The following is a 17,979-nucleotide window of genomic DNA, read 5'->3' on the forward strand; positions in this document are numbered from 1 at the left end:
ACATTCCGTCTCCATTGCATTAGAAGGGCTTGTAGATGGGTGGAGTTCATTGGCTATTTTTTGTAGGTTTGCATTAGATTTGAGTCGAATTACGTAGAAAACGGATTCTTTTTCGCACAACTCATACAGGGCTGGAACCGCAAATCCACTATCCCCACGAAGAAATGGTGTCGTCTCTGGGAACTTTTTGTTGTAATGTTCAATAAGAGGTTGGATAAATTCCACAACCCCATTAGAAGTATAAACGTTCCCTGGTCTTAGCTTGGCTTTCAAAAAATCACCAGTACCCCCATCAAAAGCGACTAATGGATGGAAACCAATCGTCCCATAGTGAGCATTGTAAGCTGAAGACTCTTGATTTCCATAGGTATCGGAATGAGTAGAATCCAAATCAATTAGGAGTGATTTGGACTCTCGGAATCGATGAATTTTGTCAAGAAGCTCTTGGTTCGCTTGATTTAATTGTTCGGTGGATTTGGCATCAAAACGCCTGAAAAAACGAGACAAGCTAGGTTGAGAAGCCAAAGCATCTGTACCAATGATTTGTGTAAAAACAGGATCGGTCGTCAAGTGATCCGCAGCGTCATCTTGAAAATACCCTGCGATCAATTGATGCATCTTTTGACGAAGCAACTGTTCATTCGAATGGACATAGTATCTTCTGTTGTCCTTTAGTTTTAGATGGTGAGCCACTGTTTTGGAGAAGCCTATTTTTTCATCAAATTCTCTTATAAGAAGTTCACCAGTGTCCGAGGAAAGAGAACCTCCTTGATCAGAGAGTTTAATCCGAGGGTTGAAATTAAGTGATATTTGGGGTAAAGTAGCCATGAAAAGAATCCTTTCTGTTGGTTATTTGGTCGTACTTATACCCTATCAGAAACGGATTCTTTTTTCATTTATTTCATGCATGTATGATCTAAAAGAAAGCCTGTTAGCTATGCGTTTGTAGCTATTATTAAAAATTCTATGAATAATTCAGGATAAATTATAATGAGTATCCCTTTTGCTCAGAATTTTGTAAGGATGTCCAAATAGATGTCCAGATTGTTGACGAAAGCAGTGCTAGTCTAGTACTTGAAGAAGTTTACTATGAACAAGTTTATTTAATCGCTTTAATAAAAGTTTTTCATTTTATCGAACTTGTAGTGAATCCGTTAGCACAGCTAAAAAACTCTTATCAAGTCACACTTGGAATCGTAATGGAAATCCGATAGCTGCACCATCTTTCACAGAAATGGTACATGACTCCAATTGGATTAACTTTGTTCAAAAAAGAAGACAAATTCAATTATTTCTATGATTTACTTCAGGAAGCGATTCGTTATTTTGATAGATACTGCTGACAATGTTACCAAGACTCAAGTAAGATAGGTTTGAGTTACTTGTGAGAAAGGAAAGTATGATCCTTCTGAATATGAATTGAAAGAAGTAAAACTTTGATTGTACATCCCCCCTTTAAGAGACAGATGGATAGTCTATTTCTTTCAACCTATGGACTTAATGCGAATGAAAATCTACGAGAACTAGGACCTTATATAAGCCTTTACTAATTTGTATACTTAAAAAATTGGAGCGGAAGGCACTCGACTCCTCGAAAATGACGTGTCATTTCCTTCGTGCGATGTGAATTCTAGATCCTCTTTCAATGTCCTGCGGGATTAGCGGGACAGGTGAGACCCAGGTGCCGTACCTACTGGAACGGCACCCGGGTTCCGTACCTACTGGAACGGCACCCGGGTTCCGTACCCACTGGAACGGAACCTTCCATGGAGGCTCACCGCCTGCCCCGCGGAAAGCGAGTGCCTGGAGCGGAAATCTATAACCTAGTTTGAAATTGAAAGTTCAACGATATTGCAAGTCAGGAAGAGAATCTTATATCAACTGAAACAGTGAGTCTTTCTGAGCTAACGGCATACTCATTTAAATTATTTATAGTTCATCTAAATCACCCTAAACTATTCTAATCGCCAACTGTTAGTATAGTGGGAACATCGGATATGTTTTTTAACGGGGTTTCAAGGTTTTTTACAAGTTGATGGATATAGTGACTTCCGTCAAGTACTAGATGTATGGAATGTTGGACGCATCCAAGACGTAAAATTGGTAAATCGTTAAAGGCTTTACCAGATTTACAGAAAAAAAGCGGGGAAGACAAGCTCAGGTTTACACTTCTGTAACCAACTCTATTCCATGAACAGAAAGATCGAGCTCTGCCTAAAAGCACTCTAGTAAAAGCATTCACCTATTATTTAAACCATTGGAATGGTCTCGAAGCGTTTTTAATAGACGGTTATTTAGGAATTGATAATAATAGAAGTGAACGCTCGAGTAAGCCATTTGTCCTTGGGGGAAGTATTTTCTTGAGTATATAAAAGCCAAAATTGGATGTTTTCGTTTACAATGCGTCGCAGTGCAAGGATGTGTGGTGTGGTTGATACAGCAAAAGAGAACGGGTTGAGCCCTTATCATTATCTTCATTATTTGTTTGAAGCCCTACCTAATATTGATCTAATCAAAAACAAGAAATTGATAAAGTCTTACCTAGGTCAATGAGTCTCCCCTTGATTTGTAGAGTTCCGAAAGAAGTGAACTAAATATTTGGCTGAAAATATTGGCTCAACACCAAAGTCTGTTCTTGACGAATCAAAAGGGATGAAAAAACACTTGAATCCGATAAAGATGAGTGCACCAGCCTACAACCAAATGTGGTTTACAGGTGCTACCCTCATCAACACCGCCATAATTTCATTCAAAATTCTAAACAATACAAGCAATGTATTCCATGGAGTGTAAAAAGATGAGGGGTACTTTTCTTTGTGCCTCTTTCCCATACTCGTAATCGAAATGTTTAATGTTATAGTTTCCCTCTATTTATCCACCCAAGAGACTCCTGCTGATTGCTTGAGATTGCCCTCATCAGAAGAATTATATCCTCTCCCACTTTGAATTTATCCCTTTAGAAACGACTTTCTTTGGGACGTGGTCCTGTTTAATTGTACCCATCAGCGAAATGAAGTCACAATGAACGAGTGGATAATAAAAGGAAATTCAATTCCAAGAGTAGTAACATATATACTGAAAAAATATCAAATTTCACGGTATAAACATTATTTCTTTTTCGACTAATTGGCACGTAAATAAAAAATAAGCTACTATATAGAAAACACAAAATAGGGAGAAAGTTTATGAGACTTTGTTTTATCGGGGGCGGAAACCCTTTAGCTGGAGAACTTGATGATCTAATGAATTATTTAACAAAATACGTCGGGTTAGATAGTAAAATATTAATAATTCCTTTTGCGACAGATGAATCCAGACTTGATAGTTGGTTTAATTCTGCAAAAAAATCTTTTGCCGGTATTGGTGTAGATCCTATTAGATTTCTCGACTACGGACTTACAAATCAAGAAATGCAATATGAAAATAAAGAACATGATGTGCTTTATTTTTCTGGAGGAAGACCAGAAAAGTGGCTAGAAAGGTTGATAGAAAAGAAATTAATCCAAGTCCTTAAAGATTTTCCTTGGTTATTGGTAGGTGCAAGTGCATTAGCTTTTTGTAATGACTGTATCATTACAAAAGATGAGGATTAAGCTGAAAAATTGGTAATAAAAGGGTTAGATTTAGTAGATTTTAGTGTAGAAGTTCATTATGATGGAGCGATTGATGAAGAGTTACTCCCTTTATCAGACCAAAGCGGTATATATGCTATCCCAAATGAGTGTGCCTTGTTTTGGGACAGGGATGTAATTACACCTATTAATAGAGTTTTCATTTCCATAGAAGAAATAAAGAAAATATAGGGTAAAGTTATCACTCCTTATTCAACTTAAAAGATGTGTTAGTTCAATTAAAAAATAACGCCAAAAAACTCCCAATGATATGGGAGTTTTTTTAATAAATTTCCTCTTCAATCTTTAACAGAGCCTTCAAAATAGTAGAAATATATTTCTCTATCCAGTATATGCAGAGGGACATCTCCTTTGTCCCTCTTTTCCTTGCATATTATAGAAGAGTTTTATGCTAAGTTTCCCACTATACACCCTCTAAAAAAGACTCCTGCAGATTACCAGAGATGGCCTGAACCCAAAATAATATCATCATTTACCCCTTTAGAGATCGCCGTCTTTGGGACGTGGTATCTTCTGTCTCTGCCAACGTCGCCTCATATTCATAGAGCGCTTCGTCCAGCATCCTTAACCCTTCATCAATCTGTTCCTTTGAAATCGTTAACGGCGGAATCATTCGAATGACTTCCCCGTTATTTCCACAAAGATAGAAAAGGACTCCTTTTAAAAGCGCTCGATCCAATATGTCTAATAACGCTTTTCCGTTTGGCTCACCTGTTGCCGGATCAATAATTTCGATGCCGATCATTAAGCCTATCGCTCTAATACTTCCAATCACTGGGTGTTGTGCTTTGATTCGTTCTAGCTTCGTAACAGCATACTGTCCCATTTTCTTAGCGTTTTCTAGTAATTTTTCTTCTTTCATGACTTCCAGTGTGGCGAGTGCGACGTTGCAAGCAATCGGATTTCCGCCAAACGTGGTTCCGTGACTACCAAGTGGCCATTGTTTCATTAATTCGCTAGATGCAACTGTGGCACTTAGCGGTAATCCCGACGCAATTCCTTTGGCAATCGCCATAATATCAGGCGTCACATCAAAGGATTGCGCCGCAAACCATTCCCCTGTTCGTCCAAAGCCGGTTTGCACTTCATCAAAAATAAGGAGAATATCGTGTCGATCGCAAATTTCGCGCACCTTTTTCAACCACCCTTTTGGAGGGACGATATAACCGCCTTCGCCGAGAACAGGCTCTAAAATGACACAGGCAACTTCTTCAGGTGTCACTTGATGATTAAATAAACTAGCAAAATCTTTTTCTAGTTTTGATATCACATAGGCTTCTGTATCTACGCCTGCAGGACAATCTATTTCATTGGCGTACGGTATTTGATAAGTTAATCCGGATGGCTGCAAGAATTTTCGGTACTTGCTTTTGGACGTTGTTACACCTAATGCTCCTAATGACCGTCCGTGAAAACAACCCGTAAACGACACGACATAGGCTCGTTTCGTCACATGTTTTGCTAATTTTAATGCGCCTTCGATCGCTTCTGTTCCACTATTCGCAAAGAAAAAGCAGTCAAGGTCTCCTGGCAAAATTTCCGCAAGTTCATCCGCAAGCCGTAGAATCGATTCATACATAATCACACCAGAAGGCCCGTGCATTAAGCCATCCGCTGCATCTTTTATCGCTTGTACGACCTTGGGATGACGATGACCAATATTCGTCACCGCAATGCCTGAAGTGAAGTCCAGATATCGTTTTCCATCGACGCCGTAGTAGTAGCAACCCTCTTCTTTTACAACAGGTAAATTCGGATGATCTTTCGCCATACTTGGCGCTAAACGGTTTGGCATATTTTTTAGGAGGTGATCCCAATTGTTTTTTTCCATATAATAAACCCTCACATTCATTTTTCAAGAATTATAAAAAGAAAGCTGCTTTCGCAAAAATTGAAGCTTTTCGCATTAGTCTATCAATTCCAATAAAGATAGACTCCAGAGATTATTTCATTGCTTTAGAAACCCTGTGAAAGAATAAATGAGGATTTTCATTCATTTTTCAATGCTTCTGCCACAAAAGATACTAGATGAGCCTAAAAGATTGCCATAATCCTTTAGCTTTTGAACCTAAAAATTAGTCTATTAAACTACCATTTTCATTTGCTTTTTCTCGTAAATTAAGTTTTGAGATAAGAGATTAAAAGAATAAGAAGTGAGCCATTAATGCTACGATTGGTAAGGTAATGATCGTCCGTTGGATAAAGATTAAGAATAAATCGAGCACACTCAATGGAATTTTTGATTTCAACAACAAAATACCAATTTCGGACATATAGATTAATTGCGTTAATGACATAGCGGCAATCACAAAGCGTGTAAGTTCACTTTCAATTCCACTTCCAACCACCGCAGGCAAGAACATATCCGCAAAACCAACGATCATCGCAGGTGCCGCTTCAGTTGCTTCCGGAATTTGTAGCACATTCAATAATGGAACCATAGGGTAGGATAAATAAGTGAAAATTGGCGTGTACTCGGCTACGATTAAGGCAATTGTCCCAAGAGCCATCACCAAAGGAATCAATCCAAAATAAATATCTAGTACATTGTTAACCCCTTTTTTTACCACTTCTCCAGCACTTTTCACATCAGACGCTTTCTCCACAGCTTTTTCTAAGCCCCATTGCAAGCGCGACTTATCTTCTGGCACTGATTCTGAAATTTGCATGCCAACTTGTTCATCATATGTGTCTTCTTTTCTTGACAAGGGTGGAATGCGTGGACAAAGAACGGCTGCGACCAATCCAGCTACAACTACGGTGGAATACAATGGAACGAACATTGACTCCAACCCTATAAATGTCACAATTACAAGACTAAAAGCAATGGAAGCAACCGAGAAGTTTGTCGCAATGACCGCTGCTTCTCGTTTTGTATAGTACCCTTCTTCAAATTGCTTCGTGGTAATGAGAACGCCTACCGTCCCGCTCCCCATCCAAGATGCCATAGCATCAATCGATGATCGTCCGGGTAATTTAAACAAAGGCTTCATAATTTTTTGTAGCATGGTTCCGATAAAATCCATTAAGCCAAAATCAAGTAATAGCGGCATTAACAATCCGGCAAAGAGAAACCACATCATCAAGACGGGAACCAATGCATACAAAACAGTTCCACCGGTAAAATCCGAGATAATCCATTCTGGTCCGATTTTGCTCATTGTCATAATGGCAAATACCGCTCCAATGAATCGAACCACAATCCAAAACGCTCCGATATTAAACAATCCGGATAAAAAGCTCGATTTCATCACAAATGCTGGTTTAAATAGTTTTGTGTATACAGCAAGTATCACTGATAAAGATAAAATCGTTGTCATAAACCCTGGAATCCAATCACTGAACAGGTCCTGGAAATACGAGGCAAAGATCCCTACTCCAATTGTGACATTTCCTTGGTACGTGACGGGCATTAGAAATAATAGCACCCCTATCAGAGATGGAATCGCAAATTTTAACACACCCCATGCTTCCACCTTCGTTTGCAATTCTCCTGGTAAGCTCGTTACATCTACACTTTGCTTTCTCGCTTCCATCAAACTCCCCCTATGTTTTCATTTAAAACCTTTCCCCTCTCTTTATACATGCAAGAACTGTGCCAACTTTTAAGTGATTTTATATTTTTTCAGTTTTCTAACGACAGAAGGTTGGCTTATGCCAAGCTCTTTTGCGATGTTTACGGTCGTTTTCAAACGTTTTCTCGACATAACCAGAACTTCTTTTTCTACCCTTTCGAGAATTTCTTTTAAAGGACGGGTGTTGTGGCTCAAGTTTGATACATCTGAAATTGCGGTTTGATAACGACCTGGCAAATTTTCAGACGTAATCAAAGGGCTAGAAGACGTGACCACTAATCGCTCAATCAGATTGATCAGTTCGCGGACATTTCCCTTCCATTCCTGCAGAAGTAATTGGTGAATCACACTCTCATCTAAGCTCCGCTTCCGATCATATTTCTCAGAAAAATGCGTTAAAAAATGATGAATCAGTGGGAGAATGTCTGCTTGACGATGCCGAAGAGGCGGAATCGTCAATGGCACCACGTTTAACCGGAAGAATAAATCTTCCCGAAATGTCTTATCCTCCACCGCCTTTTCTAAATCTCGATTCGTAGCTGCGAGAATACGAAAATCAACAGTATGAAGTTTCGTTCCACCTACTCGGTAAAACTGCTTTTCTTGAATGAATTTTAATATTTTCACTTGATTCGCTAAAGACAACTCTCCAATTTCATCTAAAAACAACGTACCTCCATCGGCCAAATCGACCAATCCGAGCTTCCCATTTTTATTTGCCCCCGTAAAAGAACCCGTTTCATACCCAAAAAACTCGGATTCAAACAATGTATCCAAGATCGCGCCACAATTCACCTCAATAAAGGGACCGTTCTTTCTCGGACTCTTCTTATGGATGTATTTCGCAATATGAGATTTCCCTACGCCTGATTCCCCTAACAAGAGGACATTGACGTCTACTTCAGCCACTTGCAAAGCCATTTGAAGTAGTTTTTTCATTTCTTCACAGTTGGCAATGATGCCCTCATGATAGACGTTCTTGTTTCTGAGAATCTCTAGCTCTGATTTCACTTTTTCCATCTCAGCTTCCATATCGGTTAAGTATTTTTGCATCGTTAACAATTCGGTAACATCATGAGAGTAACTAACGATTCGCACTAATTTATTATTATGATTAAAAACCGGAATTCCGGTCACCAGTAATTTTTTTCCTTCCATTGTCGTTTGAACAAACGTGATTTTCTTCTTTTCTTTAATTACCATCGGGGTAACAAGTGGGGTGAAAACCCCCTCTCTCTCCAAGTCATATACGGATTTTCCGATTAAATCACTAGATTTCACATTGTAAATACTACCGGTCGCTTCACTAACCTTTAAGATGATACCGTCTGTATTCGTTACCAAAATATCTTCTTGAAGTGAATGTAAAATCGCTTCATTTTCATTCCATACTTTTTTTTCGCTCAGCATACTCCCACTCCCTTTTTTTCAGAAAACATCTATTAAATTATTCAATAATGAATAATTGTCTCTTCAAAATCCCTCTATCTCTAGTTATATCAAATAATTCTTAATTATTATACAAATTTGAATAATTTATTTGTTTTTGAATATCTATTATTTCTCTGGTTATTTAGTAAAAGTAGAAAACCAATATCATCTTGTTGAGATCTTGCACCATCTGTAAATCGAAATCATTTGATTTACAGATATCATTTGCTCTCATCCTCTTCATTTCCTTGCACTTCACTGCACGAAAAGGTCCTTTATCCTATATCTAGTGACTTGGATGTAATTTCCAAAGGACAACATACACTCTATCTTAGGAAAGTATAATATGTAATGAGAAACCTATGAAGGAGTTGGCGCGGGTGAGGAAAAAGGTGCTATTTTTCGGGGATGTTGGGATTGATGACACAATTGCACTCATCTACGCTCATTTGAAAGAAGAGATCGAGTTAGTTGGAATTGTTGCGGATTATGGGAATGTCGATAAGGTAAAGACGACGAGAAATGTTCGTTACGTACTTGACCAGCTGAATTCCTTGCATATTAAAGTGATCGGGGGAGCTGAAGTTCCAATGACTAGTCTCCAACCTGACTATTTCCCTAATATTCACGGTTCACATGGTCTCGGCCCGATTGAACCATCAGCGGATTCGAGCGCGACATTAGAAAATTTTTTTGAGGTCATCAACCTCATTCAATCAACCCCCAATCTAACCATCGTCAATACGGGCAGATTGACCTCCTTAGCAACCCTCGCCTTACTTGCGCCAAAATCATTAAAAAATATTGAAGCCTTTTACTTAATGGGTGGTGCCTTTTTAGTTCCAGGAAATGTGTCGCCAGTTGCCGAAGCGAATTTTTACGGCGATCCTATTGCGGCAAATATTATCATGAAATACGGTCATAACGTACACCTCTTCCCGCTAGATGTGACGATGAAAGCGATCGTGACCCCAGAAATGGCCAATTTCATTCATGAACAAAGATTCTCACCCTTAGTCAAACCACTACTTGACTTTTATTACAATGAATTTTACAGCAAAATGTACCCCAAGATTGAAGGAAGTCCCGTGCATGATGCACTGACTCTTTTGGCGATCACCAATAAAGACATGTTTACTTTTTACGAATCCGCGGTTGTGATTAGTACTTCTGAAGTGACAAAGGGACAAAGTGTGGGGGATTTTCGCTCTTCCATTCAAAAAGAAGTTTTTGATGACCGACCCACCCATAAAATTGCGATTGATTTTGCTTATGAGGACTTTTACTTTGAATTTATGAGCGTGATGACGGGAATAGATATGAGGAAATACTAGGAAGATTGGTGATCGTTTTCTTGCTTATGTTACAGAATTACAGTTCTCTTATTTCCCATATTACTCAAAAAAAGTGCCTGCAGTTCATCCAATTCTGATGAATACAGGCACTTTTTTTATGTTCCACAATATGTTTGGTAAGGTATGCTTGATGAAGGAGGCGCAGAGCAATATTTCTCCTTTTCAGGCGAATATTCATAGGGTTTGGAAAGCACATCAAGCAGTTTTTCCATGACGCCGAAGTCACGGTCCTCGACGGCAGCTGTTAAAGCTTCTTCTACCCGATGGTTCCGCGGCACGACGATAGGATTGTTTTTCATCATTAATTGTTGTGAAGCGTGTTTTGATTGCGATTGTCTTGATAGTCGTTCTTGCCAACGTTGCTGCCATTTAACAAACGCTGTCGCTTTTATTAGTGCGGTATTATCGAGTTGATCCTGAGTAAACGCACGGAATGTGTTGGTGAAGTCTGCTTCTTGTTGCTGCATTATTTTCAAAAGATCTTCAATTAACGTTTGATCCTCTGACTCCTCATTGAAAATCCCCAGCTTAGTTCTCATTCCATTCACCCATTGCCTTTTATACAAATCGGTATATCCTGAAAGTTCTTGCTGGGCAATCTCCACAGCCTTCTCTTGTTCAGAATGTAGTAACGGTATTAACGTCTCGGCAAACCGCGCGATATTCCACGCCCCAATATAAGGCTGATTTCCATACGCATAGCGCCCTTCCCTATCGATTGAACTGAATACCGTTCCTTGGTCATAGCTGTCCATAAATGCGCACGGACCATAATCGATCGTCTCTCCGCTAATCGTCATATTGTCCGTATTCATCACTCCGTGAATAAACCCGACCAATTGCCATTTTGCGATTAAATTTGCCTGTCGCTTGATCACTTCTTGAAGCAAAAATAAATAACGATTTTCCGCTTCTTCAAAACCTGAAAAATGACGTTTCAGGGCATAATCAGCCAGTTTTTTTAGCTCTTCAACACTTCCAGACTGAGCCACAAATTGAAACGTTCCGACGCGAAGATGACTGGAGGCTACGCGAGTTAAGACAGCTCCTGGTAGTGCTGTTTCCCGCCGAATGAACTCTCCAGTGCTGACCACGGCTAAACTTCGAGTCGTCGGAATACCTAGTGCATGCATTCCTTCACTTATAATGAATTCTCGAAGCATCGGTCCTAGTGACGCTCGACCGTCTCCACCACGAGAGTAAGGTGTTCGGCCTGATCCTTTCAATTGAATATCCATGCGCTTATTATTTGTCGTAACTTGCTCACCTAACAGTACCGCTCGGCCGTCTCCAAGCATATTAATATGACCAAATTGATGGCCAGCGTAGGCTTGGGCAAGAGGGAATGCACCTTCTGGTAATTTATTGCCGGCGAAAACATTTATGCCCTCTTCACTTCGTAGAAATTTGACGTCCAAACCTAACATCTTTGCTACTGGTTCATTGAGGACTACTAGCTCCGGTGAAGTCACAGGGTTTGGGGTCGTTTTGGAATAAAACGATTCGGGTAGCCGGCTGTAACTATGATCGAATTTCCACCCTGCTTTGTTTGTATTTTTCATCGAATCCCCTTTCTTTCCTTTGTCTTATCTTCTATTAAAACGAACAACGTCCTTACATGCAAAGTTTATGTACCTTCTCTAGTTTTTACTTTTACCTTCATCTTATCCTCAACTGATTTCTCTACCCGAAAAATAGGCTGTTTAACCGTTGATTAATGCTATATGTAGCCATTTATTTCCCTTAATTCCCATCAGTTCCATTGCTTCTTTTTCAATTGATTGAGAGGAAATAAAAGCAAAGATAAATGAATCCGATGACTATTAAATACACTAGCATCCATGGATAGGAAATGGTAAGACAAGAGACAATTTTTAAAAATAACATACATTCCAACTAAACGGAATGTACCCTCAAGGATATGAATGCAAAATTCAGTGTCCTAATTTCTTGAACCATCTTAATTGAAGCGAAAGATAGCCACAAAATCTTCTATTCAACAAGGAAAAACGGAAACCTTCATTAATATAAAACGCTCGATCTATGTTTGAACTGCTGCTATTCCGATAAGGAACTACGATGTCGGTGTTGAGGCAGGAACAGAATAAGAGTGATGGCAGATGCCACCACTCTTATTCTTACTTCTTCATCCCCGTATAAATCTGAAGTGCATCACGCAAAAACTCAGCTACACCATCCTGGTTTTTGTCGTAGAAAGCTTTGAATCGTTCATCTGCTACATACATATCACCGAGTCTGGCATGAGCTTCTTTACTATATTCAGACCAGTAAAACATAATCCATTGCTTATGCATATCAGCTGCTTTTTGGGCAAGATCACTCGCTGGATCACCCGTTTTCATCGCCTCTGCAAGCGTTTCATGAATCTTTTCTCCAAGTTTTGTCGCTCGTTCGTATTGTTCTTCACTCATGTTTTGCATTTTCGCGTTTGTTTGATTGACCTTTTCGTCACCATATTTCTCACGCACTTCTTTTCCATACTTCTGTTCGTTCTCATCAATCAGCTGCTTTTTGAAGCCTTCAAATTTCTCTTTACTAGACATTTTTTTCGTTCTCCCTTCTTTTACTTCAATCGTTTTCTCTACGTTGGCAATCAGTAAATCCAGCTGCTTGCGCTTGACTACCAATTGCTCCCAGTGCTCTTTTAGTGCCTCAGTTGCGTCAAAGGTGGGATCATTGAGAATATCACCAATTTGCTCTAAGCCCACACCCAGTTCTTTGTAAAAAAGAATATGTTGTAATCGATCGACTTCTGTTTCTCCATAAATTCGATACCCTGAAGAATTGGCTCTAGCCGGCTTTAGAAGACCAATTTCATCATAATATCGAAGCGTTCGTGTACTAACTCCTGCTAACTGCCCAAGCTTTTTTACGGTATATTCCATGACGTCACCTCCTGACAACTTCACTTTACACCTTGACGTTGCGTGAATGTAAATAGGAAATTTTAAAAAATATTGCCCAATTAGAATCCTCAAAGCAATTTATTCATTTTTCTCGTAGCTGACTTTTTTTCCATCTTTATTTGCCACAGTCTCTTCCCTTCCCTAAGGTACCATGTGTAGAGATCGAAAAATTGTAAAGAAACTGGCGAAATCTCGACGTGAAATCCTCAATCTACACGGCTCTTTTCTTTCCTCATTTCGGTTAATAATGATGCGAAAAGAAGACCGAAACCATACTTCATCACGAATTGAGGGCTAATTCGAATATCCACAATTTTTGTGACAACAGCCAACAAAAACAAACCACATTCTCTCTCCATCAAGAAAGAGTGCTCCCCACCAGAAGCACTCTTGATTTTTTCTCAGAATATTAAATTGTGCGAATAATCCCGCCTTCAACTCGTTGGGCACTGCCATTAATCGCAGCTGCTTTTGGCGAAGCAAGATATACCGCAATACTTGCCACCTCTTCAACTGTACCGAAGCGCTGAGAAGCGAAGTCGGTTCGTTGTTTTTGAAATAATTTTTTGTAAAGGATTCTAGGTCTTCGCCAGCGTTTTCAGCTGCCCCTTTCATGAATCCCTCTACCCCTTCTGTCCATGTTGGACCCGGCAGGATAGAATTGACTGTCACCTTTGTTCCTTTTGTTCGTTCTGCTAACCCACGCGTTAAGGAGTTAATGGCTCCTTTCGTTGTTGAATATGGGATCATTTCAGCAAGCGGCTTAACCGCTGCTTCACTTGAAATGTTTAAAATGCGGCCAGTGTTTCGCTCCAACATTTTTGGTAAGTAATGACGAGACAAACGCACCGCACTCATGATATTTACTTGAAAATAATTCAACCATTCTTCATCAGTTACGTCCTCGATTTTCTTTACCTCAAAAACCGCGGTATTGTTTACTAATACATCGAGTTCTCCGATCGCATCCACTTGTGAAATAAGGTGATCGGCTCCTTTTGCATTCGATACGTCAGCCGCAATGCCATGAATTTCCCCTATACTACTTAATTCGGTGACCACATGATTTAACTTATCTTGTGTTCTTCCATTGATTACAACGCGTGCACCCTCTTCAAGAAAGGTTTTTGCGATTTGCTTTCCGATTCCTTGCGTAGAACCCGTTATTAACACAAGTTTTCCTTTTAATTGTAAATCCAAGTTCATCACCGCTTTTCTGAAATTTTGTACCCGTGGTGTATTCTATCTTGGTTGATAAATAAGCACAATTATTATGCTCAATTTGATCTTCTTTAATGCTGTTGCTTGCTGCCTTGAAAAATGGAGATGCTGACATTATCTAGAATTAAAAATAATCATCGGTTTAATAGTCGGAGAAACGGCCAAACAAAAAGATTTATTTATCAAATGCTTTTTTCGCAAGGCTGTTTTCGCAAAGATTGTGGTTTTTCGAATAAGAAGGAATCCCTTGACTTGTATGACCCCTTTTTCCCCTATCCGTATAGTTGTTGTTAATTGCGGTCGTGATATTAAAAACCGAATCATAGTTGTTAACCTAAGTAAATATTATCCCTTTCCTAAAAAAGAACTCCAGAATTTTATATCGCTAAGCGTTTCATATCCCAGCTAATAACAACAATGAATATAAATGACTAGGTGCTATTCTGTTGTCAACCTATTAGGATTTATTAGTATGCCTAGTGGTTATTTCAACTACTTTTCAGTAAACTCCCCAATTCATTGTTGATTTCCATCTAAAATAGTCGAAAAGATGTCCCGAAACGAAGCTCTCTACAGATTCTATACTGGTTCAAAAAGCAACAAGCTTTTCGAGGAGGTGTGATATCCTTTAACGTTTTGACTTCGTGTATTTTTCCTTTCGAGAAATTCATTCTTGACAATGAGAAAGAAACTAAAGGAAAATAATTTTCAAAAAACATAGACTGATTAAAGTTGTTCCTGCTAGAGTAGAATCGCCTAAAAAACTAGTCTTTAGTACTCTTTAGAATATTGAACGAATAATCATTGTTTTTGTGTATTCCCACCCCTTATCCTCTCTACTTTTTTGTTCATTCATTTTTGACCTCATACACATTGTGAGGCGTGTTCCTAGAACAGGGTCAATAGTTTATACTAAATTAATTTACTTGATTTTTGCCTCCCGCTAAGCAAAATTTTTTCATAGAAAAGGCACAACGAGCTGACATATGCTCGTTGTGCCTTTTTAGTGCATTCGGGATTCGCTACGGGAAGGGGCGAGGCAAGAGGTCCAAAATAAAAAGCGTAAAACAAAAGCTAGACTAAGCTCTATCTTATGAGTTACCAGGAGAACCGCCGCCCTGGAAACCCAAAATAATGCTGTTACCTGAAGGATCTTCCGTTACAATCACCTCTCCAATCGCAGTGACGGGAGCAGATAATTCTTTCAATCTTTCAATCGCCTGTTGTCTTGCTTCCTCCGTTGGAAACATAAGCCCAAAATGTTGAAGCCCAACACTGTTAGGTAACGGTTCCAGCGCCCCAACCCCGTTCCAAGTATTCAAGCCAATATGATGATGATAGCCATTTGTTGAAAGGAATAACGCTTGTGATCCATACTCAGTTACCAGCTCAAATCCAAGTGCTTTAGTGTAAAACGATTTCGCTTTCTGTAAATCTGATACATGAAGATGAATATGCCCCATCACAGAATTTATTGGTAGACCTAGCCAATCTTGTTGTACTCGTTGTAAAAGTAAATCCTTAACATCTAATGAATTGGTTGCCATGGCCACACTTCCATTCGTCCACTGCCAATTAGAAGCGGTACGGTCAGCATATACTTCAATCCCATTTCCATCTGGATCTGAAAAATAGAGGGCTTCGCTAACAAGATGATCCGCTGCACCTAGTTCGATCCCTTTTTGGTTAATATGGTAAAGAAAAGAGGCTAAATCACTTCTCGTTGGCAGAAGAATCGCAAAATGATAAAGACCTGTTGTACCTCTCTGTTTAGGTACTACCGTTTCAGGTGCTTCTAAAAAAAGAACTCCCTTCTTCCCGTCGACTGTGAGACTAGCGCTTTTATCATTTTTATCTAGTATCGTAAATCCTACGATATCCTGATAGAAAGTGAGCGATCTCTCTAAATTTGTTACCTTTATCTTAACTTGATCTACATAGGTTGCTTCTCCATCATGAAATCCCATTATGTTTCCTCCTTCTAAAGAAAAATCGTAGTAGCACCTTGCATGTTCAGGTATTGGATTGGAATAAAGTTGATTAAAAATCCCTTCCTGATGTTATCTAAAGAAAAATGAAGCCATTTTGAATGAAATTGATCAAAATGACTTCTTCTCCTGAAGAATATATCGTGATTATTCATAAAAAACCTGAATTATTCATAGAATTTTTAATAATAGCTACAAACGCATATCTAACAGGCTTTCTTTTAGATTATACATGCATGAAATAAATGAAAAAAGAATCCGTTTCTGATAGGGTATAAGTACGACCAAATAACCAACAGAAAGGATTCTTTTCATGGCTACTTTACCCCAAATATCGCTTAATTTCAACCCTCGGATTAAACTCTCTGATCAAGGAGGTTCTCTTTCCTCGGACACTGGTGAACTTCTTATAAGAGAATTTGATGAAAAAATAGGCTTCTCCAAAACAGTGGCTCACCATCTAAAACTAAAGGACAACAGAAGATACTATGTCCATTCGAATGAACAGTTGCTTCGTCAAAAGATGTATCAATTGATCGCAGGTATTTTCAAGATGACGCTGCGGATCACTTGACGACCGATCCTGTTTTTACACAAATCATTGGTACAGATGCTTTGGCTTCTCAACCTAGCTTGTCTCGTTTTTTCAGGCGTTTTGATGCCAAATCCACCGAACAATTAAATCAAGAGAACCAAGAGCTTCTTGACAAAATTCATCGATTCCGAGAGTCTAAATCACTCCTAATTGATTTGGATTCTACTCATTCCGATACCTATGGAAATCAAGAGTCTTCAGCTTACAATGCTCACTATGGGACGATTGGTTTCCATCCATTAGTCGCTTTTGATGGGGGTACTGGCGATTTTTTGAAAGCCAAGCTAAGACCAGGGAACGTTTATACTTCTAATGGGGTTGTGGAATTTATCCAACCTCTTATTGAACATTACAACAAAAAGTTCCCAGAGACGACACCATTTCTTCGTGGGGATAGTGGATTTGCGGTTCCAGCCCTGTATGAGTTGTGCGAAAAAGAATCCGTTTTCTACGTAATTCGACTCAAATCTAATGCAAACCTGAACTCCACCCATCTACAAGCCCTTCTAATGCAATGGAGACGGAATGTTATTATGAAGAAACGATGTATCAGGCAGCATCTTGGACAAAACCTAGAAAAGTAATCATAAAATCCGTTCGTCCTAAAGGTGAACTGTTTTTTAATCATTCCTTCATTGTGACCAATCTAGTAGCTGCCTTCTCACCCAAGGATATCGTCCAAACGTACCAAAAAAGAGGAACGATGGAAAACTATATAAAGGAAGCCAAAAACGGATTTGCATTCCTTCCAAGTGAATGAAGTAAGAATGATGTTCACTCTTCTAGCTTATAACCTAACGAATTGGTTGCGAACCCTTTGTTTTCCAGAAGAAAAAAAGAGCATGCAAATTGAAACTATCCGCACAAAAATGATTAAAGTCGCTAGCAAACTAGTTAAATCAGGAAGGTCCCTTTATTTTAAATTATCTTCCAGTTTTGTGTACCAGAAATTCTTTTGGAACGTACTTCGGCGAATTCAAAGCATAAAGTTAGAGTGAATTTTCAGGGGAACCCCTTTTTGAAAATTCTAGATTGAACCAAGGGGGAATCAACAAATCCATTCAATTACTCAGCCATTAAAGGATATCTCCCATAAAGATTCATGCTCCTTCCGTTTATCTCTACTATATATATGGTATCACGATTACCAATTTCAGTAAAACACTGTTTACTAGTTACGGCTGAAGTGTGTCAATCGTCTTTACCCTTTGAGCGTAGAACGGATATTAATGATTGGATTGGCTCTTGTAATCGA

General features: G+C 39.1%; 13 protein-coding genes and 2 pseudogenes. 6 read left to right on the forward strand and 9 right to left on the reverse strand.

Annotated elements, in window-relative coordinates; genetic code table 11:
- A partial coding sequence (locus U8D43_RS19000; protein WP_335872743.1) for an IS1380 family transposase occupies nt 1-828 on the reverse strand: 828 nt, incomplete at its 3' end.
- Nucleotides 829-2,210: 1,382 nt separating this feature from the next.
- On the opposite strand from U8D43_RS19000, the gene U8D43_RS19005 reads away from it, so the two are divergent.
- The 4 genes from U8D43_RS19005 (at nt 2,211) to U8D43_RS19020 (ending at nt 3,803) form a co-directional block, all read left to right on the forward strand.
- Nucleotides 2,211-2,372 (forward strand): IS66 family transposase, encoded by a 162-nt coding sequence (locus U8D43_RS19005; protein ID WP_442893637.1) that lies wholly within the window; start codon nt 2,211-2,213, stop codon nt 2,370-2,372.
- 46 nt (nt 2,373-2,418) lie between these two features.
- Complete coding sequence (locus U8D43_RS19010) at nt 2,419-2,553, forward strand: transposase domain-containing protein (protein ID WP_335872763.1); 135 nt, start codon at nt 2,419-2,421, stop codon at nt 2,551-2,553.
- Between the two features lie 632 nt (nt 2,554-3,185).
- Nucleotides 3,186-3,593, forward strand: a complete 408-nt coding sequence (locus tag U8D43_RS19015; protein WP_335872744.1) for a Type 1 glutamine amidotransferase-like domain-containing protein — start codon at nt 3,186-3,188, stop codon at nt 3,591-3,593.
- Nucleotides 3,594-3,602: 9 nt separating this feature from the next.
- The gene (locus U8D43_RS19020) at nt 3,603-3,803 is read left to right on the forward strand and encodes a hypothetical protein (RefSeq protein ID WP_335872745.1); all 201 of its coding nucleotides are present in this window, start codon (nt 3,603-3,605) and stop codon (nt 3,801-3,803) included.
- 301 nt (nt 3,804-4,104) lie between these two features.
- Here the strand turns inward: U8D43_RS19020 and U8D43_RS19025 are convergent, their stop codons facing one another.
- The 3 genes from U8D43_RS19025 to U8D43_RS19035 all read right to left on the reverse strand — a co-directional run bounded on the left by U8D43_RS19025 (nt 4,105) and on the right by U8D43_RS19035 (nt 8,617).
- Nucleotides 4,105-5,463: an aspartate aminotransferase family protein gene (locus tag U8D43_RS19025; protein WP_335872746.1), complete on the reverse strand. Its 1,359-nt coding sequence runs from the start codon at nt 5,461-5,463 to the stop codon at nt 4,105-4,107.
- Nucleotides 5,464-5,770: 307 nt separating this feature from the next.
- The gene (locus tag U8D43_RS19030; RefSeq protein WP_335872747.1) at nt 5,771-7,168 is read right to left on the reverse strand and encodes a YjiH family protein; all 1,398 of its coding nucleotides are present in this window, start codon (nt 7,166-7,168) and stop codon (nt 5,771-5,773) included.
- A gap of 69 nt (nt 7,169-7,237) precedes the next feature.
- A complete protein-coding gene (locus tag U8D43_RS19035) occupies nt 7,238-8,617 on the reverse strand; it encodes a sigma-54 interaction domain-containing protein (RefSeq protein ID WP_335872748.1) in 1,380 nt (459 codons plus the stop codon).
- A 392-nt stretch (nt 8,618-9,009) separates the two neighbouring features.
- On the opposite strand from U8D43_RS19035, the gene U8D43_RS19040 reads away from it, so the two are divergent.
- On the forward strand, nt 9,010-9,972 hold the full coding sequence (locus U8D43_RS19040; RefSeq protein WP_335872764.1) for a nucleoside hydrolase: 963 nt from the start codon (nt 9,010-9,012) through the stop codon (nt 9,970-9,972).
- Nucleotides 9,973-10,088: 116 nt separating this feature from the next.
- On the opposite strand, the gene U8D43_RS19045 is transcribed toward U8D43_RS19040, so the two are convergent.
- The 5 genes and pseudogenes from U8D43_RS19045 to U8D43_RS19065 all read right to left on the reverse strand — a co-directional run bounded on the left by U8D43_RS19045 (nt 10,089) and on the right by U8D43_RS19065 (nt 16,108).
- Nucleotides 10,089-11,555, reverse strand: coding sequence for a protein adenylyltransferase SelO (locus U8D43_RS19045; protein ID WP_335872749.1), 1,467 nt, complete (start codon nt 11,553-11,555; stop codon nt 10,089-10,091).
- Nucleotides 11,556-12,131: 576 nt separating this feature from the next.
- A complete protein-coding gene (locus U8D43_RS19050) occupies nt 12,132-12,899 on the reverse strand; it encodes a MerR family transcriptional regulator (protein ID WP_335872750.1) in 768 nt (255 codons plus the stop codon).
- Nucleotides 12,900-13,126: 227 nt separating this feature from the next.
- Entirely contained in the window at nt 13,127-13,279 is a 153-nt protein-coding gene (locus U8D43_RS19055) for a hypothetical protein (RefSeq protein ID WP_335872751.1), read from the reverse strand.
- Nucleotides 13,280-13,329: 50 nt separating this feature from the next.
- Nucleotides 13,330-14,120: pseudogene (locus tag U8D43_RS19060) on the reverse strand (SDR family NAD(P)-dependent oxidoreductase).
- A 1,112-nt stretch (nt 14,121-15,232) separates the two neighbouring features.
- Entirely contained in the window at nt 15,233-16,108 is an 876-nt protein-coding gene (locus U8D43_RS19065) for a VOC family protein (RefSeq protein WP_335872752.1), read from the reverse strand.
- Between the two features lie 334 nt (nt 16,109-16,442).
- On the opposite strand from U8D43_RS19065, the pseudogene U8D43_RS19070 reads away from it, so the two are divergent.
- Nucleotides 16,443-17,653: pseudogene (locus U8D43_RS19070) on the forward strand (IS1380 family transposase); the annotation flags it as partial.
- Nucleotides 17,654-17,979 lie beyond the last annotated feature (326 nt).

Origin of the sequence: Bacillus sp. 2205SS5-2, assembly GCF_037024155.1 — a bacterium.
Lineage (GTDB): Bacteria > Bacillota > Bacilli > Bacillales > Bacillaceae_K > Bacillus_CI.

Bases quoted from the DNA above. Each gene is read 5' to 3' on its own strand.
- U8D43_RS19010 (WP_335872763.1), top strand. From the start codon at position 2,419: ATGTGTGGTGTGGTTGATACAGCAAAAGAGAACGGGTTGAGCCCTTAT.
- U8D43_RS19015 (WP_335872744.1), top strand. From the start codon at position 3,186: ATGAGACTTTGTTTTATCGGGGGCGGAAACCCTTTAGCTGGAGAACTT.
- U8D43_RS19025 (WP_335872746.1), bottom strand. From the start codon at position 5,463: ATGGAAAAAAACAATTGGGATCACCTCCTAAAAAATATGCCAAACCGT.
- U8D43_RS19030 (WP_335872747.1), bottom strand. From the start codon at position 7,168: ATGGAAGCGAGAAAGCAAAGTGTAGATGTAACGAGCTTACCAGGAGAA.
- U8D43_RS19035 (WP_335872748.1), bottom strand. From the start codon at position 8,617: ATGCTGAGCGAAAAAAAAGTATGGAATGAAAATGAAGCGATTTTACAT.
- U8D43_RS19045 (WP_335872749.1), bottom strand. From the start codon at position 11,555: ATGAAAAATACAAACAAAGCAGGGTGGAAATTCGATCATAGTTACAGC.
- U8D43_RS19050 (WP_335872750.1), bottom strand. From the start codon at position 12,899: ATGGAATATACCGTAAAAAAGCTTGGGCAGTTAGCAGGAGTTAGTACA.
- U8D43_RS19055 (WP_335872751.1), bottom strand. From the start codon at position 13,279: ATGGAGAGAGAATGTGGTTTGTTTTTGTTGGCTGTTGTCACAAAAATT.
- U8D43_RS19065 (WP_335872752.1), bottom strand. From the start codon at position 16,108: ATGGGATTTCATGATGGAGAAGCAACCTATGTAGATCAAGTTAAGATA.